Source organism: Nocardioides sp. NPDC127514 (assembly GCF_040302125.1).
Taxonomy (GTDB): Bacteria; Actinomycetota; Actinomycetes; order Propionibacteriales; family Nocardioidaceae; genus Nocardioides.
Genome location: NZ_JBEORF010000001.1, coordinates 1 through 17,203 on the forward strand (window position 1 = coordinate 1; position 17,203 = coordinate 17,203).

Below are 17,203 nucleotides of genomic sequence, written 5' to 3' on the forward strand. Positions count from 1 at the left end.
GTCAAGCACCACCTCTGGGTGCTGTGGACCGACTACTTCAAGCCCCCGCACTTCGAGGCCTACCCCCAGCTCCACACCCTCGTCAACGAGGCCACCAAGCTCGCCGGCGCCTCCGGCACCAAGGGCACCCTCGACCTCGAGGTCGCCGACAAGCTCCTCGCCAAGATCGACGAGATCGCCGAGATCTTCTGGGCGACCAAGAAGGCCTGACTCACCTAGAACCGACGTGAAGAAGCCAGGTTCCGGCGGCCAGCCGGAACCTGGCTTCTTCTCGGTTCACCGCCTCGAGGGCATAGACGTATGACAAGTACGTCACTAGTGTGACAAGTGTCACCGTCCCCCTCGCGGCGGCCCCGCGCCGCCGTCGGAGCTCTCGAGGAGCCTGCATGCGTCACATCCGGAAGCGCGCGACACCCCTCCTGCTCGCCCTCGGTCTGGTCGGCTCGCTGACCGCGACCACACCCGCCCTCGCCGATCGACAGCCGGACCAGGGCGTACGCGGCCCGGATGCTGCCGCGATCGCGAAGATCGTCGACCGCATCGAGGAGCCTTCGATCCCCGACCGCGACTACGAGATCACCGACTTCGGTGCCGTCAGAGACGGCACGACCGACGCTCTGCCGGCGATCAGGGCCGCGATCGAGAAGGCGTCGGCCGACGGCGGCGGCAGGGTCGTACTCCCGGAGGGCACCTGGCTCTCCGAGGGTCCGGTGCACCTGGCGAGCAACATCGATCTCCACGTCTCCGACGGGGCGACGCTGCTGTTCGGGACCGACACGGACGACTACCTGCCCGTGGTGCGTACGCGCTGGGAGGGCACCGAGCTGGACGGCTACTCGCCGCTGATCTACGCCAACGACGTGCACGACGTCGCCATCACCGGGAAGGGCACGATCGACGGCAACGAGGACTCCAAGTTCCACGCCTGGAAGGAGAAGGAGAAGCCGGACCAGCTGCGGCTGCGCCAGATGGGCTTCGACGGCGTACCGGTCGAGGAGCGCGTCTTCGGGAAGGGCACGTTCCTGCGGCCCAGCGCCATCCAGTTCTTCGACGCCGAGCGGGTGCTGCTGGAGGACTACCGGGTCACCAACTCGCCGTTCTGGATCAATCACCTCGTCTACACCGACCAGGCGACCGTACGGGGGCTCGACGTCGACAGCCACCGGGCCAACAACGACGGCATCGACGTCGACTCCAGCACCAACGTCCTGATCGAGGAGAACCGCTTCCGGACCGGCGACGACTCCGTGGTCGTGAAGTCCGGACGCGACCTCGACGGACGCACCATCGCCCGCCCCAGCGAGAACGTCGTGATCCGCCGCAACGACATGGGCGGCGAGGACGGCATCGCGCTGGGCAGCGAGATGTCCGGTGGCATCAAGGGCGTCTACTTCACCGACAACGTGCTGCGCGACGGCGCCTCGGCGATCCGGTTCAAGGGCAACCTCGATCGCGGCGGCACGGTCGAGCACATCCGGGTGAGCAACATGGAGATCGGCAACTTCGAGACCTTCATCTGGTTCCAGCTCGACTACCCCGGCGAGCTCGGCGGCAACTACCCACCGGTCTACCGCGACATCGTCTTCTCCGACATCACCGTCGCCTCCGCCAAGACCGGGCTCGACATCCACGGGCCGGCCGACGCGCCGCTGAGCGACGTCACGCTGCGTGATGTCACGGTGGAGGAGGTCGAGACGCCGATGGTCCTGGAGAACGTCGAGGACCTGCGCTTCGACAACGTCCGGTTCGGCGACCAGTACGCCGACGGAGAGCTCGACTGGCTCTCCTGAACCGGTCCCCCATCCCCCGCAGTCTCGGAAGGAACAGCATGAACACAGTCCGACAGGTCAGCGCCTTCGTGGGGCGTTGGTTCGCCCTGATCGTCCTGGTCGCCGGCGCCATCGCACTGGCCACCCCCAGCACCTTCGACGGGTGGGCGGCCCAGGTACCGCTGCTGCTCCAGATCATCATGCTCGGGATGGGGATGACGCTGCGGCCCGCCGACTTCGCGATCATCGGTCGGCGGCCGTGGGCGCTGCTGCTGGGTGTCGCCACCCAGTTCACCGTGATGCCGTTGCTCGGCTGGGGCATCGCGAACGCGCTCAGCCTCTCCGCCGTGCTCACCGCGGGCATGATCCTGGTCGGCTGCGCGCCCGGCGGCACCGCCTCCAACGTCATGGTGTTCCTGGCCCGTGGCGACACCGCGCTGTCGGTGGCGATGACCTCCATGTCGACGCTGCTCGCGCCCGTCCTGACGCCCCTGCTGGTCCTCTTCCTGATCGGGGAGGACCTACCCGTCTCCGCGAGCGACCTGTTCGTCTCGATCGTGGAGATCGTGCTCGTCCCGGTTCTCCTCGGCCTGGTGCTCCGGCTGCTGCTGCCGCGTCTCATCGAGAAGGTCATCGATGTGCTTCCGCTGATCTCGGTCGCCGGCATCACCGGAGTCGTGCTCGCCGTCGTCGCCGGAAGTGCCGACACGCTGCTCTCGGTGGGCCTCCTGGTCGTCGTCGCAGTCGTCCTGCACAACGTCGCCGGCCTGGCCCTCGGGTACGCGGTCGGGCGAGTCTGCGGCATGCCGATCTCGAGCCGGCGCGCCATCAGCATCGAGGTGGGCATGCAGAACTCGGGACTGGCCGCCGCGCTCGCCACGGTCCATTTCTCGCCGGCCGCAGCGCTGCCTGCCGCGATCTTCTCGGTCTGGCACAACGTCTCCGGCTCGATCCTTGCGAGCTACTGGTCGAGGAGGCCCATCGAGGCCGCAGGGGCCACCGGCGACGGCGTCGTAGATCTCGCCGACGAGCACTTCGATGGCACGCGCCGAAAGTGATTCTGAAGACGTACGCATAGAGGTTATCCACGTCCACCTTTGCGAGGGTGTCAGAGGCTCCTCCACGATCCAAGGCGCATGGGCAAGAATTGCTCCCTGAATGAATTGATCCCCCAACCCGTATGGGTATTTTCAGTTCACAACGCGCCCACATCAACGACTGAAAAGGCTGATCGACAGCCAGGCGTTACGGGGGTGTTGCTGCCACCCCGATTCCCTGAACGCCAGCGTTAAGGCCATTTCACTCAGCGCTTTTATTTGTTACTAGCGCCATGCGCGATACGTAACTGCGGCGCAACCCGTCTGAGTTCAACTTTAAGTGCCGACTTTCGAGGCTGGCCACGGGCACATCGTGGTGCGCGTTCGCGAACACAGGATGGGTATTCGCCATGCAGAAGATCATTTCTTGCAGCACCACCGTCATCCCCATTCCGTTCATCGTCGTCACCCGAACCACGGCGATCACAGCCACTCTCGCGTCGGCACAGGCACGGGCGGCGAGAAGAACCCCACGTCGATTCAGGGGCACTGAGCCCCAAGAAGGCACGCGACACGTGGCCCTGCGCTCTTCTGCGCAGGTCCCGGTGCCGGCTGAGCCATGGACCACCCCTCGTTCGATGACTCTCGAAACTCACTAGGTGGAAGCAATGTCGAATGCTTCAACACGCGGATCGCAGCGCCTCGCCACGGCGTTGGCAGCAACGATCTTCGCGCTTTCGTTCTTAACCCCCACACTATTCACAGCAGCTCCGGCGTCCGCGCACGCCCACTTGGTCAAGAGCTTTCCGGATGCCGGCGCCGTGCTCGCCGCCAGCCCGCCGGAGGTGGTGCTCACGTTCGACCAGCCGATCCAAGCGTTTCCCGGCGCGAACGGCATCGTGGTGACCGGACCACAGAGCAGCCACTGGGCGTGTGGTCGTGCTCGCATCGACGGGAACACCTTGACCGCCTCGATGAGTGAGTTGGGGGCTCCGGGCCGCTACCGGATCGACTACCGGGTGCTCGGAGCGGACGGCCACCCGATCATCGGGTCCGTGCCGATCAACATCCGGCGGTCGGCGTCGACCGCATCCACCGCGTCCACCACCTCCGCCACGTCCATTGCTTCCACCGCGTCCGCTGCCACCGCGATGACGGCGTTCGACGTGGATCGGCCGCGTGGCCTGGCAGCGCTGCCCACGTGGCTGTGGATCGCGCTGCTGGCCGCGATCGCGGCGTGCGTGGGGGCCATCGGTCGCCAGACCGTACGCCGAACGGACGCGACATGAACGACCGCGCCCGGCTCCTGCAGGCGTCGGCGCTTGTCGGCGTGAGCCTCATCGCGCTTGCCTTCGGGATCCTGGCCACGCTGCCCAAGCCGGTCGTCGGCATTCCCGAGCCGTCGGTGGTGGTACGCACCGGGATCCCGCTGCTCCGCTGGATCGCCAACGTGTGCGCGATCGGTGCCGTGGGCTCCGTGCTGGTGCTGGTGCTTCTGGGTGAGGCCGGCCGCGACCGTGCTCCTGCCCTGGCCCGACGTACGTCAACGGCGACGGTGTGGGCCGCGGCAGTCTGGGCGGTCGCGGCGCTGCTGGGTCTCTGGTTCAACGCGGCGGAGATCTCTCAACGCCAGCTACGGGTGCCGGTCGGCGGTGTGCTCGGCTACGGCGGAAACGTCAGCCTGGGTCTCGCACTGCTGATCAGCGCCGGGTCGGCGGGAGCGTTGACCGCCTATTCGGTTGCCCGCTTGCGGCGGCCGTCATTGCCGCCGGACGTGGGCTTTCTGATCGCGCTGGCGGGCCTGACGGCCGTGTCGATGAGCGGGCACGCTTCGCAGGGTGAGCCGCCGTTGCTGCTGATGATGGCCAGCGCCCTCCACGTGACCGGAGCGGCACTCTGGGTGGGCGGACTGGCCATCACCTTTCTGATCGTCAGCGCCGACCGGCAGGCGCTGGCCATCGTTCTTCCCCGGTTCTCGCGGGTCGCCGAGGCGAGCTTCGCGCTGGTGGCGGTCAGCGGCCTGTTGTTGGCCGCGACCCGGCTGACCGGCGACGTGACGCCGCCCTTCGGAGATGTGGTCGACGCATTGACACAGACCGGTGCCGGCTGGCTGGTCATGGGCAAGCTCGCCTGCATGGCCCTGCTGGGCTGCTCGGGGGCGTACATCCGTACTGCCGTCGTCGACCGGGTGGCGCGCCAGCAGCCCACGCCACTCACCGTGTGGGCCGGACTCGAGCTCGCTGTGATGGCGGTCGCGGTCTCGCTGGCCACGGCGCTGGGGCGTCCCCTCTAGCTCGCTGGTCTCGCCACGACCCACCGGATCCCGCCGGCCGGTCGTGGCGAGACGCCTCAGACGGCGCTCACGCGTGCGCGACGCCGTCTCAGTGCATTCACGATGCCGTCGAGGAGGACGAACGCGACGAGGGTGACGCCGAAGACCGGCATCGCCCAGCCCAGTGCACCCGCCGCGACAAGCAGCACGACCAGCATCGGCACCGACAGGTTGCGCCACACCGGCGGCGGGGAGGAACGCCCGGACCGAGTGGGCCGGCGCTGCCACCACATCCGATACCCCAGCCCCAGGAGCACGAGCGATCCCAGGGCCAGCAGGGCCAGCAGGAGCTGGTTGGCCAGCCCGAACAGGGTGCCGCTGTGGGCATCGACACCGATGCTGGTGAGCTTGGCCATCAGGGGGTAGTCCTCCCAGCCCTGGCGGGCAGTGACCTGCTCGGTGTAGGGATCGATGGCGACGGCGGTCTTGCGGACCGGCAGCCCTTCGGACGACTCCTCGACGGTGAACGGCTCCTCGGCGGTATGCGGCGGTGTGAGAGTGAGTTCACCTTGCAGGCCTTCCGACCTGGCCACCTCGACAGCACGGTCGAAGCTGATCGGCTCAGCCGTGCCCACGGCCGCCACCTCCGGCAGGGAAAGCGACGGAGTCTTGCCGTTCACGGCAGTGATCGCGGCGTCGACGCGGCCACCGGCATACGTCGACCACGTCAGGCCGGTGATGCTGATGCCGAGCAGCCCGACCGCCAGCCAGAGACCCAGCACCCCGTGCCAGGACCGGCTGCGTGCACGTCCCTTCGCGGTGAAGGACGGAATCAGCACGGCCCGCAGGGACCGGCCACGGGCTCGCTTGCTGAGCCACAGCACCAGGCCGCCGAGCACGATGAAGGGCAGCCAGCTGGCAACGAACTCGGAATAGATCCGACCGAAGTCGCCCAGGTGCAGGTTGCCGTGGAGCTCGCGCACCCACACCTGCGCGGGGGGCCGGCCGGCCACCGTGACCAGCTCGCCAGCGACGCCACCGGTATACGGATCGACGTACACGGTCAGCGACTCCGAGGAGAAGTGGCTCCCGGTCTGGTGCAGGCCGTCGATGCCCATGAGCACGACCCGGGTGGTTCGGTCAGGGTCGTCCGCGGGAATGACCGAGGTGACGTGTGCGTCGGGATGGACGGCGAGTGCGGCCGCGACCTGCTCCGAGAGCGGTCGCGGTTGCCCTGTCTGCGCCTCGACGTGCAGTTCGTCGCCGTACAGCACATCGTTGATCTGGGGAGTGAAGGCATAGGCCAGACCGGTCAATGCCAGCACCGCGAGGAACGGTGCGACCAGAAGGCCCGCCATGAAGTGCACGCGTCGAGCGAGCAACCACAACGGGGCGCTGGAACGCCTTCGATCGGCCGCACCGGCACCAGCCCGGGGCCGTGAGGGGTCAGCGGGGATCGTGGTCATGGCAGCTCCATCGCTACGACGGCCTTGTTCACATTGATATCGGCAAGCACCTGGACCGTTCTTCCGGAGCTGCCCCGGTGAACGCAGGTAAGACTGGGCATGGGTTTCTCCTTCTTTACCTATTTCCTCCTTATACCCAGTTACCTTGGATGTTTCAGAGGCATGTTTTGGATGTTTCAGGTGTTCCCAGATAGACAATCTGGGGTCGGATATCCAGTAGGCCGATCAGGTATGACCGATTCGTCGCCGCAACGTAACGCACCAGTTAAAAGCGCACCATGCCTTCGCATTACATGTCCGACTGCGGAGATTTCCTAAACTCCCAGGGGTATTAAACTCCGAGGGGTATTTAAACTCCTGGGGGTATATATTGAGCGCGAAACTCGACGTCAGCCGTCGAATCTCCTCCCCGAAATGAACGCCTCGTGAGGCCGTGAGGTCCCATTAACGATGAGATTTCACCCAGGGTCGAGGGCCCTTAATGAGGGCAGTATTGAGTGATTACCACTCCTCGGGATTCCCCGAATTTTCACCTTGGAGATCGAATCAAATGCGCTAGAACAGAGAGGCATTCTTCATGTCTGTATCAGCTCCCCAAGGCTTCTTGGGGCTCAGGAATCGACGACGACGACTCGGCGCGGTGGCCGTGGCGGCGGTCTCGGCGATCACAGCGGCGAGCCTGACCACGATGCCGGCCGTAGGCCAGCAGCCGGTCGGGGTGGGCCCGCTCCCCATCACCTTCGACCTGACCGACGAGAACGGAGGATGGTTCGACTCCGGTCTCAACCTCTTCGGCAGCAAGTCCCTCGCGGTAGGCGTGCTCCCCCGGGTCGCCGTGCCTGCTGGCGGAGTGCCCTCTATCGGCGGCCCGCTGCTGCCGACTGACGCGTCGTTGGTGGAGAACCTCCTCGGCGGGCTCGGCACCGCCGGCGGCGCGAGCGCCACCGACCCGCTCGCCCTCGACTCGACCCTGGCCACGGTGAAGGGCATCGCGAAGTCCTCGCCGGAGGCGGCTGACAAAGCCGCCGAGGCCGAGGATCTGATCGGCGAGCTCGAGGCGACCGTCGCCGACATGCCGGCGGGCCAGCCGGTCGACCTGACCTCGCTGCCGGTCGGCGTGGACCTGGCGGGTGTCCTGGACTCCCTCCAGGAGTTCGCGGTCGAGGGGCCTCCGGTCACCGTCACGTTCAACGTGGACCCGGCCAAGTCGCAGGGAATCCGCAACCCGATCGGGCTGATCGCTCCCGAGGGGGCGGACGAGTTCCCGTACATGGACTCCAAGGGCGCCTTCTTCGGCGAGAAGACGATCCAGCTCACCGAGCCGGGGCTGTACGCCTTCACCGACTCGGTCGCGCCGTACATGCTCGGCGCGGTCGTGGTCGACGACCCGCTCACGTTGGGTCTCGACTTCGGCGAGAAGCTGGTGGTCAACGGCAAGCCCGAGCCCGTTCCGTCGAACGCCGACATCATCCAGCGGCTGGTGAACGCCTTCTTCACCATCACCAACCCGAACAACTGGCAGCAGTTCAGCGACTCCAAGGAGGTGTCCTGGAACCCGGTCCAGCCGCCGGCCCCGATCCTGCAGTACGACGCAGAGGGCAAGCCCGTGCTGATCCCGAACCTGGACGCGTACTACGACCAGAAGTTCGAGTACCCGAGGAAGCTGCCGGCGCTGAAGAAGCCGACCACCCCTGGCGTCGGTGAGGTCTGGATGGCTACTCAGATGGAGGACTTCGCAGGGAAGAAGAAGCACGGCTCCATCACCAAGATCAACGCCGAGGACTGGACGATCGATCGGAAGATCGCAGCCCCCGAGATCAACATGAACAACATCCACAACATGTGGGCGGACAAGACCTACAAGTACCTGTACGGGAACGAGTGGTTCGACAACGAGACCGACGTGTTCGACCGGGCGACCGGCAAGTTCGTACGGAGCCTCGAGGTCGGGCCCAACCCGGCGCACGTGATGACTCGTCCAGGCAACGACAACCTCACGATCGGCGTCAACGCCGGGACGGACATCGTCGAGGCGGCACCGGGCGCCACGAAGATCATCAAGCGCATCCACGCGGATCCGGAGAGCGGCATGGCCCCGCACCCGCACGCGCACTGGACCAGCCATGACGGCAAGACGGTCGTCGCGCCGAACACGATGACCGAGGAGGCCGTCATCGCCGACATGGACACCGGGAAGGTCAGGCACGAGCCCGTCGGGGCGTTCCCGATCGCCACGTCGATGACGCCGGACTCGAAGAAGGCGTACCTGTCCAACTTCCTGGGCATGAGCGTCTCGTGCGTGTCGCTGGAGGAGGACGCGTGTGCGACCCCCGACGGCGGTGTGGCCAAGAACTCCACGATCGACCTGTGGCAGAACTACGACTCGCAGACCGGTCCTGAGAAGGGCAAGTCGTGGGGCGGACTGACCATCCAGCTCCCGGTGAGCCCGGACGGCAAGGCGCTGCTGGCGGTCAACACCCTGTCCCAGACGGTCAACGTGATCGACCCGGACACACACAAGTTGATCAAGGATCTGCCGTGCAACGCCGGTTGCCACGGCGCCAACTTCGGCGCCAAGGAGGGTGGCGGCTACTACGCCTACGTCTCCAACAAGTTCTCCAACGCCATGCAGGTCATCGACGTCGACCCGAACAACGATGGCGACATCTCGGATGCCGCCATCGCCGGCCAGCTGACGCTGGGGCCGACGGCGGACACCAAGATGGACGACGAGCTCGTCGCCCACCCGGGTGTGGGCGGACAGGGCGTCCTGGCCCTCCCGCTGGTCTACAACGGCTGGTCGCAGGAGATCCCGGCGGCCTGGCGAAAGGGTCTGACCTGCGAGCAGATCAACCCGATCGACGAGTCGGCCTGCTGATCAGCATCAGCATCTGACACCACCGACGGTCCGGGGCTGGGCTGCGCTGCACAGCCCCGGACCGTCTCTGCCAGACCCGAAATTTCCCACGAGTTCCCGATCACGCAGGAGGCCGGCCGATGACGGCGCAGGATATTCGCCCACGGGCTGTGACAACCCCACCCCGCCCCAGGATCCGTCGGCGCGTGATCGGGCTGGTCGTGTTGGTCGCGGCCTGCTGGGGAGTATTGCTCACGGTGCTGCCGTCGACATCGGGTGACCCGGTGCTGGTCTCCGTGAGCCCTCAGGACGGTGAGACGGTCAGGTCCCCCGACGAGGTCCGGATCACGTTCGACCGGCCTGTCCCCGCGGAGCTCACGACGATCCAGATGACTGATCCCGCGGGCGAACGCATCGTGTCGACCCGGCCGTACAACCCGCCGGGGGCCGACGACGCGATCGCCGTGCCCATGCCGGAAGCCCGCTACGAGGGGATCTACACGGTCGTCTGGTCGGTGCCGTCCAGCACCCTCGAGCCGATGATCGGGTCGTCGACCTTCTCGGTGTACTCCGCGCAGAGGTTCACCGCGGTCCCCGGCCTCGTCGTCGACCGCGACCCGGTCGTCGTCGCGGTGTACACGGTGGCGGAAACACTCGCGACGGCCGCCCTGGTGCTCGGCGTCGGGACCGTGTTCGTGCTCGGAGTCGCCTGGCCCGAGGGCACCCGCCGTCCAGGGTCGCGCCGTCTACTCAAGTACACCTGGGCGACCGTGATGCTGGCGACGTTCGTGTCCCTGCTCTCGTTCGGCGGTTACGCCGCCCGGACCTCGCTCGGTGACGCGTTCGACCCGGCGCTCCTCGCCGGGACGGTCGAGTCGGACATCGGGGCGGCGCTCATGGCCAGGCTGCTCATCATGCTGCCGCTCACACTCGGTTTCTGGCAGCTCCTGCGGAGCACGCCCGCCCGGGCTTCGGTCGAGCGCTGGATGGCCGCGGCGACGGTGCTCGGTGCCGCCTCGGCATTGGCAGCGACCTGGATCTTCGCCCGCCCGCATGCACCGGCGGGGCCGGGGCCGCTCAGCGTGGTCGCGAGCACCACGCTCCTACTGGCGGCTGCGGTCGGCGTCGGCGCCGCGGTGATGCGGTGGACGGTCCTACGTCGAGCCGGTGGACAGGCGGCGCCCGCCGCGCGGCTGCTTGCCCGGATCATGCTGGAGGGCGGTGCGGTCGTGCTGCTCGCGGCGACCACGACCGGCGGCTGGCAGCTGGCGGCGTACGGCGTGCTGGCGGTGGTGGTCGCCGGCACGGGGGCGGCGCTCCTGCTCCAAGAGCGGCGCCGCAGATCCGACCCCGAGCAGAGCGACGGCCGGCGGGACAAGCCCGCTCGCCGCCGGCTGCGAGAGGTCGCCGCGGTGTCAGCCTCGGCCACCGTCGTGGCGCTCGCAGCGCTACCCGGTTCGGACCTCCTCGGTTAGGACCTGAGGGATACCCATGCCTACGTACCGCCGCCTTCTCTGGCGATTCAGCGCCACCATCGGTGTGACCTTCACGCTCGTCCTCGCGCCCGCTGCGTGCGGAGGCACCGACGAAGACACTGTCCCATCGGCCGAGCCGGCCGGCGAGCCGTCCTCCGTGATCCCCTCGGCTGCCGCATCGTCAGCAGCTCCGGTCAGCCCCACCGCCGAGTCGACCGATCCCGGTCCGCTTCTCACGGTGACGATCGACGGAGAGGAAGTGTCGCCCAACGCGGAGGAGATCGAGCTCAGCACCGGCGAGAAGCTCCACGTGAGGATCGACTCCGACCGGGCCGGCGAGCTGCACGTCCACTCCGCCCCTGAGCAGTCCGTCGAGTACGCCGAGGGGACCTCGAACAGCGAGATCGTCGTGAACACGCCTGGCACCGTCGAGGTGGAGGACCACGACACCGGCGCCGTCGTCGCGCTCATCGAGGTGCGCTGACGTTGTTCGCCCTGATCCTGCCCATGCATGGCTTGGGCGGAGGCGCAGACCTGCCCGTCCCTGCCCCTGTCGCGATCGCGGGCGGCACGGCCGCCCTCGTGCTGTCCTTCGTCGTTCTGCTCCTGGCGTGGCGTACGCCTCGGTTCGCGACGACTGGCGGCGAACGAGCTGTCCACGTGGGCCTCGCAGCGTTCCTGGACGGTCGCGGCTGGACCATGAGTGTCCGCGCACTCGGAATGACGTTCTTCTGCTTCATGCTCTGGCCCGCGCTGTTCGGGCCGGACCTGCTGAGCAACCCCACCTTCGGTGTGGTCTACGTCTGGCTCTGGGTCGGCATCGTCCCGGCTTCGCTGCTGTTCGGCCGCTTCTACCGTGCAGTCAGCCCGGCCCGTACCCTCCACCTGATCCTCGCGAAGGTCGCGGGGCGACCACCTGACGAAGGCATCCGCCGCTATCCGGCCCGCCTGGGGTACTGGCCCGCAGCAATCGGTCTGTTCGCTTTCGTCTGGCTCGAGCTCGTCTCACCCCAGGCGACCTACCTCGGCTCGGTTCGCGCGTGGTTCGCGTGCTACCTGGCAGCGATGTTGCTCGGCGGCGCGATCTTCGGTGAACCATGGCTCGAGCGGGCCGACCCGTTCGAGGTCTACTCCACCCTTCTGACCCACCTCTCACCGTGGGCCCGAAACGACGAAGGCGACCTCGTCTGGGTCAGTCCGCTGCGCCACCTCGCCCGGGTGCCGGGCGAAGCGGGACTGGTGGCCACGGTCGCGGTCCTCCTCGGCAGCACCGCCTACGACAGCTGGCGCGAGAGCGTGACCTGGATCCGGTTCGTCCAGTCCAGTGGCATCGATTCGATCGTGTTGGGAACGGCCGGGCTCCTGACGACGGTCACCGTCGTCGGAGTCGTCTTCGTGGCGGCGTCGATGGCAACAGGGGCCGAAGAGAGCGTCGATCGCAGGCAGATCCCGCGTCGCCTCGCTCACTCCATCGTCCCGATCGTCGTCGGCTACATGGTGGCGCACTACCTGAACTTCTTCGTCCAGGTCGGCTCACAGACTCTGATCCAGATCAGCGACCCCGCCGGAACCGGGGCGAATCTGTTCGGGACCGGGGACTGGGAGGTCAGCTACTGGTTCTCCGAGCATGCGACCTTCCTGGCCACGACCCAGGTGGTCGCCATCGTGACCGGGCACGTCTTGGGAGTCATCGCAGCTCACGACCGTGCCCTGGAGATCCTCCCTCGGCGTCACCAGGTCGCCGGTCAGCTGCCGCTGCTCATCGCGATGGTGCTCTACACCTACATGGGCCTCTACCTGCTGTTCGGAGCCTGACCCGGTAGCCGACAGCTCGCGGGCGATGTCGGTGCGGTCAGGTCTTGGGGTTCCGGTCGACGGCGGGAAGGCGCCAGGGCCGAGTCGGGATTCGGCGACCACGCGCGGAGCGAGCTGACTCCCCGCCAGACATTCTCCCGACGTTGCGGCGACGTGTCGGCCGTCGATCGTCCCGGCTATCGGCGGCCATCTCGGAGAAGTAGACGATGCCGGCGAACTGCTCGGCGAGCGATGGCGCATCAGGGACGGTGTCACCGCCCTCCGGACGGCCATCGAGCGAAGGAGGCAGGACATTGCCACTGAACTCATCGGCAGCCCGATCAGCAGTGCCGCTCGGTGCAAACGTCTGATCGAGGGCGACCTCGGTGTCCATAGGGCTACTCCTTGCGCGTGGGCGGCTCATCAGGATGAAAGTGGGACGCGAGCACCTTGATGCGGCGCTCGAGCTCTGCGTAGGCGGCGTCGAAAGCGTCAGGGCCTTTGTCCACCGGGTCGGGGATCGACCAGTGCAGCTCACCGGCGACCTTCGGGGTCTCATACGCGCGGTCACAGACGGTGACCACCAGATCGTCCGGGTCGAGCACGTCGTCGAGATGACGAGGATCGATGACGGGGAGCTCCAGATCATGGCGGGATGCGACATCGACCGCACCCGGGTTGATCTGCTCGGCGGGATGGGTGCCGGCCGAGGCGGCCGGGATCGTGCTGACCTGGCGCCACAGCGCCGCGGCCAGATGCGATCTGGCCGAGTTGCCGGTGCACACGAACAGGACACGCCTGGGCACCGCCACGGGGGACGCGGTGCCCAGGCTCTCGAGCGCGTCCTGCTCGAGGTGCAGGTACGTACGTCTCCCGTCGCCCTCGGAATGATGACGGGACACGACACCTGCGCTCACCAGGGTCTGCACGTGGTGAGCAAACAAGTTCGACGAGACATTCAGCATCCCGGCGAGCTCTGTGGGGGAGGCATCACTCATCTGGAGGCTGTCGACGATCCGAAGTCGCACCGGATCACCGAGCGCTGCGTGCATCTTCGCCCGGCGTTCCAGTTCGACCTGTCGCTCAACGTCCATTGACTCAATGGTTACTGAGCAATGATCCGAGAGTCAAGAGATCAGCAGTGAATACCGGTCAAGTGACCGGAATCACACCGTCGGAGGCAAGGGGTCAGCTCGGGCTCGGGGTGCTCAGCGTGGATGCGTACGTCTTGGGGCAGGTGCTGCCCGAGCAGGCCCGGTACTTCGCATCGAGTGCCTTCAGCTGGGCGACGACCTTGGCGTACCTCCGGTCCCCAGCCAGGTTGCGCGTCTCGTACGGGTCGACGGCGCGGTCGTAGAGGACGGGCACACCGCTGGCGGTGAGGGTGATGTAGGTGTAGCGCCCGTAGCGGATGCCGCGATACTTGCTGGTCGTCCCGCCCAGAGTCGGCCAGGCGGCGATCGGGATCGGCCGGTAGAGCGTCTTGCCCGCCTTCACGCTCGACGCGAGCACGCGCGTGATGTCGACGCCATCCTGTGCCCGCCCCGGCGTCGCCCGCCCGAGGGCGGCGACCGTGGTGGCGATGTCCGGGTTGCCGACCGCGGAGCCGACCTTGATGTTCTTCGGGATCCCGGGCCCGACCATGATCAGCGGGATCCGCATGGACTGCGACGACTCCCACAGCTTGCCCAGACGGTTGTGGTGCCCGGTGGTGTAGCCGTTGTCTCCGGAGAAGATGATGACGGTACGCCGGTACTGCCCGCTGTCCTTCAGGTGGGCGATGGTGCGGGCGACCGCCCGGTCGACCGACTGCGCCGCCTCGATGCGCTGTTGGTAGACGTAGCGCATGACCCGCTTCTGGGCTGCCGTGTAGGGCTTCCCAGCCGTCACCTGGCCCGGTCCGGCGTAGAACATGTCCGGAGTCGTGGGCAGCCCGAGCCCGCTGAAGCGTCCCTTGTCCGCACCCATCGGTCGGGTGTTCTCCAGCCACAGTGACGGCTGGTTCGGGTAGCGCTTCTTCGGGTCGCTGGCCTCGACCGGGCCACCCGCGTGTGGCGCCACGTAGTTGACCCACAGGAACCATGGCTTCGTGCCGCCGGCGTTGGTCCCGGCGTTCTTGATCATCTTGATCGACCGGTTCTGCAACGCGACCGAGCTGTAGAGACCGGGGCTCTGGATCGTGCCGTTGGCGTTGAACTTCGGACTCAGCAGGTGGTAGGTCGACGGATCGATCGTCGCCTGCCAGTTGTCCCATCCGGGCTCGCCGCTGGAGTAGCGCTCGGATCCCTTGCCGTAGCCGTTGAGGTACTTCCCGAGGAACATCGTGCGATAGCCGGCCTTGTCCATCCACACCGGAAGCGTGTTCCGCCGCCCCGTGAAGCCCGAGTAGCCGCCGTTGGTCCCGGAGATCGACCAGTTCCGATGGTTGTGGGCGTACTTGCCGGTCAACAGGCTCGCCCGTGCCGGGACGCACAACGGCGTCGGCGCCACCCCATCGGTGAACGTCGTCCCCTGCTGCACCAGCAGCCTCTGCACGTTCGGCATGTACTTGATGTCCGTCGCCGCCAGGTCATCGACGTTGATCATCAACACGCTGGGCCGCCCCGACTCCAGCCGTCCTGGCAGCGCCGCCGCCTCCGCCGACGACGTCGGCCCGCACAGGACCGCGACGGTGCTCGCCACCGCCAGGGTGGCGATCGTGGTCCGTCCACGCCGAAGCGCCTGGCTCAGGCCCATCCCGGAACTCATTCTTCAACCTGTCTCTTCATGACCTCTGCTCCGCAGAGATGGAACCAACCCGGACACGACGGCCTCGTCGGGCCATCAGCGCCCAAGGCGCGTCAACAGCGCGGAGATCACTCCCGGCCGCTGGCCGTGCGAATCACTGCTTCTCGGCTTCCGTCGGCACCGGGTCTCGCGTCGAGTTCAACGAGACTCCTGGCAAGAATCGGACAGCTGGAAGCGCGTCTCCGATCCCGAGCCGGCGAGCAACCCGAAATCTATCCCGCGGCGGATTTTCGCCGCAGTCGTTCAGGGCTCTGTTAATCAGTTGTACACATCGCGCCGTCCTCAGAAGAGGCCGAGACCGGTGGCGTGGCGACGTACCGCCTCGCTGTCGGCGACGAGCACGAGCGGCACCTCGTCGCCCATGGAGTCCCACACGCGCTCGACGCGGCCGTCGTGAGGATCGAGCCGCACCTCGCGGATGTAGACCGCGAGGATCCGCCCAGGATGGCGGCGGACGGCATCGGCGTAGATCTCCGGATCGTGCTCACCGGAGTCGCCCAGGAGGACGAACGGAAGGCTGGGGTGGAGCGCGAGGACCTCGTCGATGCGCCCGCTCTTCGGCTCCCGGCCGCCGGCGCTGCCGAGCAGATCGCGCAGCAGCAGCGGCCCGCGCGGGAAGTCGCGGTGGCGCACGAAGGCGTCCAGGAACGCATGCAGGTTCCACGGGCTGGAGGAGATGTAGAACACCGGGTTCGCGTGGGCGGCGAGGTCGCGGTAGAGCTCGGGCGCACCAGGGAACGGCGTACGCGTCAGCGCCGACCCGGTGAGGGTCTGACGCACCATCCGCCCGACGCGCTGCACCCCGGTCTCGAGGATCGTGTCGTCGATGTCGGAGATCACGCCGAACCGCGCCTCACCGACGGGCACGCTGACCTCCACCGCCGCCCGGTGGCCCCCGGCCAGACCGCGGTACTCGCCGGCCAGCTCGACGGCACCGCGCGTGAACGGAGCCTCCAGCGTCTCCGGGTCGGGCTGCAGCCGTGCCACGAAGTAGCCCTCGTCATCGGTGACCGCATCCACCGCGGCATCACCCACGGTGACCCGCAGCGGCACACCCGGCAGCTCGTCGGTCACGAAGTGGCGGATCATGCGGCGTACGGCAGCCCCCGCGCCCTCGCCCTCCACGGCCTCCGAGGGCGGTGGATCGTCGACGACCCGACCGCGAACGACGACCCCTTCTGCGCTCCCGTGCCCGCCGTAGCACTCGATCCGGAAGTCCTCCGGCACCCGCGATCCTGCCCGACGGAACCTCGCTGCATCCCACGCTCGCTCCAACCCGAGCATCCACTGACGTGCCGACATGGGCCACAGCCTAGATTCCGCCCCGCCTGGACGCCCCGCGGAGTCCTGGAACCGTCGCTGACGAGTGCGGATTGTCCGCCTGCACCGTTCGGGGGAACCTTCGCCGGAACAGCAGCCTTAGACACAAAGAACCCCGCCTGGCCCTCTGCGTTTCCACAGGTCAGACGGGGTTCTTATCTAGTGGAGCGGAGGGGATTCGAACCCCTGGCCTTCTCATTGCGAAGGCTTGTCGACCCAGCAACATGCGCTGACCAACGGCATCAGACGTTGCATCTGTTGCACCACATTCCGCCCTCGGGGGGAATCCGGGGGGAACGCATCGAACACCGGAGCAGCCGCGAGATGCGCGTTGGACCTGTAGGCAGGTTCACCCATCGACTCCCGAGCGATCTGCCGATGATCGCGTGCTGAGTGGACGATCGGCGGCACGGCGCGATCACCGAT

At 67.2% G+C, this 17,203-nt stretch carries 15 protein-coding genes; 9 read left to right on the top strand and 6 right to left on the bottom strand.

Annotated features, from left to right (window positions below):
* The 3 genes from ABTX24_RS00005 to ABTX24_RS00015 form a co-directional block, all read left to right on the top strand.
* Positions 1 to 210 (top strand): superoxide dismutase [Ni] (locus ABTX24_RS00005; RefSeq protein WP_350836515.1); only part of this gene is annotated, 210 nt, incomplete at its 5' end.
* Between the two features lie 176 nt (positions 211 to 386).
* On the top strand, positions 387 to 1,790 hold the full coding sequence (locus ABTX24_RS00010) for a glycoside hydrolase family 28 protein (protein ID WP_350836517.1): 1,404 nt from the start codon (positions 387 to 389) through the stop codon (positions 1,788 to 1,790).
* A 38-nt stretch (positions 1,791 to 1,828) separates the two neighbouring features.
* Positions 1,829 to 2,827 carry a bile acid:sodium symporter family protein gene (locus ABTX24_RS00015; RefSeq protein ID WP_350836518.1) on the top strand — a complete coding sequence of 333 codons (999 nt, stop codon included), beginning with the start codon at positions 1,829 to 1,831 and terminating at the stop codon, positions 2,825 to 2,827.
* 241 nt (positions 2,828 to 3,068) lie between these two features.
* Here ABTX24_RS00015 and ABTX24_RS00020 read toward each other — a convergent pair whose 3' ends face one another.
* The gene (locus tag ABTX24_RS00020; protein WP_350836520.1) at positions 3,069 to 3,299 is read right to left on the bottom strand and encodes a hypothetical protein; all 231 of its coding nucleotides are present in this window, start codon (positions 3,297 to 3,299) and stop codon (positions 3,069 to 3,071) included.
* Positions 3,300 to 3,474: 175 nt separating this feature from the next.
* On the opposite strand from ABTX24_RS00020, the gene ABTX24_RS00025 reads away from it, so the two are divergent.
* Positions 3,475 to 4,095, top strand: a complete 621-nt coding sequence (locus ABTX24_RS00025) for a copper resistance CopC family protein (protein WP_350836522.1) — start codon at positions 3,475 to 3,477, stop codon at positions 4,093 to 4,095.
* On the top strand, positions 4,092 to 5,099 hold the full coding sequence (locus tag ABTX24_RS00030; RefSeq protein WP_160025491.1) for a CopD family protein: 1,008 nt from the start codon (positions 4,092 to 4,094) through the stop codon (positions 5,097 to 5,099). The genes ABTX24_RS00025 and ABTX24_RS00030 overlap by 4 nt, the downstream gene beginning before the upstream one ends.
* A gap of 56 nt (positions 5,100 to 5,155) precedes the next feature.
* Here the strand turns inward: ABTX24_RS00030 and ABTX24_RS00035 are convergent, their stop codons facing one another.
* Entirely contained in the window at positions 5,156 to 6,544 is a 1,389-nt protein-coding gene (locus ABTX24_RS00035; RefSeq protein ID WP_350836524.1) for a PepSY-associated TM helix domain-containing protein, read from the bottom strand.
* Between the two features lie 577 nt (positions 6,545 to 7,121).
* On the opposite strand from ABTX24_RS00035, the gene ABTX24_RS00040 reads away from it, so the two are divergent.
* The 4 genes from ABTX24_RS00040 to ABTX24_RS00055 all read left to right on the top strand — a co-directional run bounded on the left by ABTX24_RS00040 (position 7,122) and on the right by ABTX24_RS00055 (position 12,691).
* Entirely contained in the window at positions 7,122 to 9,422 is a 2,301-nt protein-coding gene (locus ABTX24_RS00040) for a YncE family protein (protein ID WP_350836526.1), read from the top strand.
* A 185-nt stretch (positions 9,423 to 9,607) separates the two neighbouring features.
* Entirely contained in the window at positions 9,608 to 10,876 is a 1,269-nt protein-coding gene (locus tag ABTX24_RS00045; RefSeq protein ID WP_350836528.1) for a copper resistance CopC family protein, read from the top strand.
* Positions 10,877 to 10,892: 16 nt separating this feature from the next.
* Complete coding sequence (locus ABTX24_RS00050) at positions 10,893 to 11,360, top strand: hypothetical protein (protein ID WP_350836530.1); 468 nt, start codon at positions 10,893 to 10,895, stop codon at positions 11,358 to 11,360.
* A gap of 2 nt (positions 11,361 to 11,362) precedes the next feature.
* Positions 11,363 to 12,691, top strand: a complete 1,329-nt coding sequence (locus tag ABTX24_RS00055) for a hypothetical protein (RefSeq protein WP_350836532.1) — start codon at positions 11,363 to 11,365, stop codon at positions 12,689 to 12,691.
* A 37-nt stretch (positions 12,692 to 12,728) separates the two neighbouring features.
* Here the strand turns inward: ABTX24_RS00055 and ABTX24_RS00060 are convergent, their stop codons facing one another.
* The 4 genes from ABTX24_RS00060 to ABTX24_RS00075 all read right to left on the bottom strand — a co-directional run bounded on the left by ABTX24_RS00060 (position 12,729) and on the right by ABTX24_RS00075 (position 16,759).
* Positions 12,729 to 13,064, bottom strand: coding sequence for a hypothetical protein (locus tag ABTX24_RS00060; protein ID WP_160025495.1), 336 nt, complete (start codon positions 13,062 to 13,064; stop codon positions 12,729 to 12,731).
* Between the two features lie 4 nt (positions 13,065 to 13,068).
* Positions 13,069 to 13,764 carry an arsenate reductase/protein-tyrosine-phosphatase family protein gene (locus ABTX24_RS00065; RefSeq protein WP_160025496.1) on the bottom strand — a complete coding sequence of 232 codons (696 nt, stop codon included), beginning with the start codon at positions 13,762 to 13,764 and terminating at the stop codon, positions 13,069 to 13,071.
* 94 nt (positions 13,765 to 13,858) lie between these two features.
* Positions 13,859 to 15,418 (bottom strand): sulfatase-like hydrolase/transferase, encoded by a 1,560-nt coding sequence (locus tag ABTX24_RS00070; protein WP_350836534.1) that lies wholly within the window; start codon positions 15,416 to 15,418, stop codon positions 13,859 to 13,861.
* A gap of 321 nt (positions 15,419 to 15,739) precedes the next feature.
* Positions 15,740 to 16,759 carry a phosphatase domain-containing protein gene (locus ABTX24_RS00075; protein ID WP_350836536.1) on the bottom strand — a complete coding sequence of 340 codons (1,020 nt, stop codon included), beginning with the start codon at positions 16,757 to 16,759 and terminating at the stop codon, positions 15,740 to 15,742.
* Positions 16,760 to 17,203: the final 444 nt, after the last annotated feature.

Excerpts from the sequence above, each read along its gene's own strand:
- ABTX24_RS00010 (WP_350836517.1), top strand. The coding sequence starts at position 387 with ATGCGTCACATCCGGAAGCGCGCGACACCCCTCCTGCTCGCCCTCGGT.
- ABTX24_RS00015 (WP_350836518.1), top strand. The coding sequence starts at position 1,829 with ATGAACACAGTCCGACAGGTCAGCGCCTTCGTGGGGCGTTGGTTCGCC.
- ABTX24_RS00025 (WP_350836522.1), top strand. The coding sequence starts at position 3,475 with ATGTCGAATGCTTCAACACGCGGATCGCAGCGCCTCGCCACGGCGTTG.
- ABTX24_RS00030 (WP_160025491.1), top strand. The coding sequence starts at position 4,092 with ATGAACGACCGCGCCCGGCTCCTGCAGGCGTCGGCGCTTGTCGGCGTG.
- ABTX24_RS00035 (WP_350836524.1), bottom strand. The coding sequence starts at position 6,544 with ATGACCACGATCCCCGCTGACCCCTCACGGCCCCGGGCTGGTGCCGGT.
- ABTX24_RS00040 (WP_350836526.1), top strand. The coding sequence starts at position 7,122 with ATGTCTGTATCAGCTCCCCAAGGCTTCTTGGGGCTCAGGAATCGACGA.
- ABTX24_RS00050 (WP_350836530.1), top strand. The coding sequence starts at position 10,893 with ATGCCTACGTACCGCCGCCTTCTCTGGCGATTCAGCGCCACCATCGGT.
- ABTX24_RS00060 (WP_160025495.1), bottom strand. The coding sequence starts at position 13,064 with ATGGACACCGAGGTCGCCCTCGATCAGACGTTTGCACCGAGCGGCACT.
- ABTX24_RS00065 (WP_160025496.1), bottom strand. The coding sequence starts at position 13,764 with ATGGACGTTGAGCGACAGGTCGAACTGGAACGCCGGGCGAAGATGCAC.
- ABTX24_RS00070 (WP_350836534.1), bottom strand. The coding sequence starts at position 15,418 with ATGAGTTCCGGGATGGGCCTGAGCCAGGCGCTTCGGCGTGGACGGACC.
- ABTX24_RS00075 (WP_350836536.1), bottom strand. The coding sequence starts at position 16,759 with ATGTCGGCACGTCAGTGGATGCTCGGGTTGGAGCGAGCGTGGGATGCA.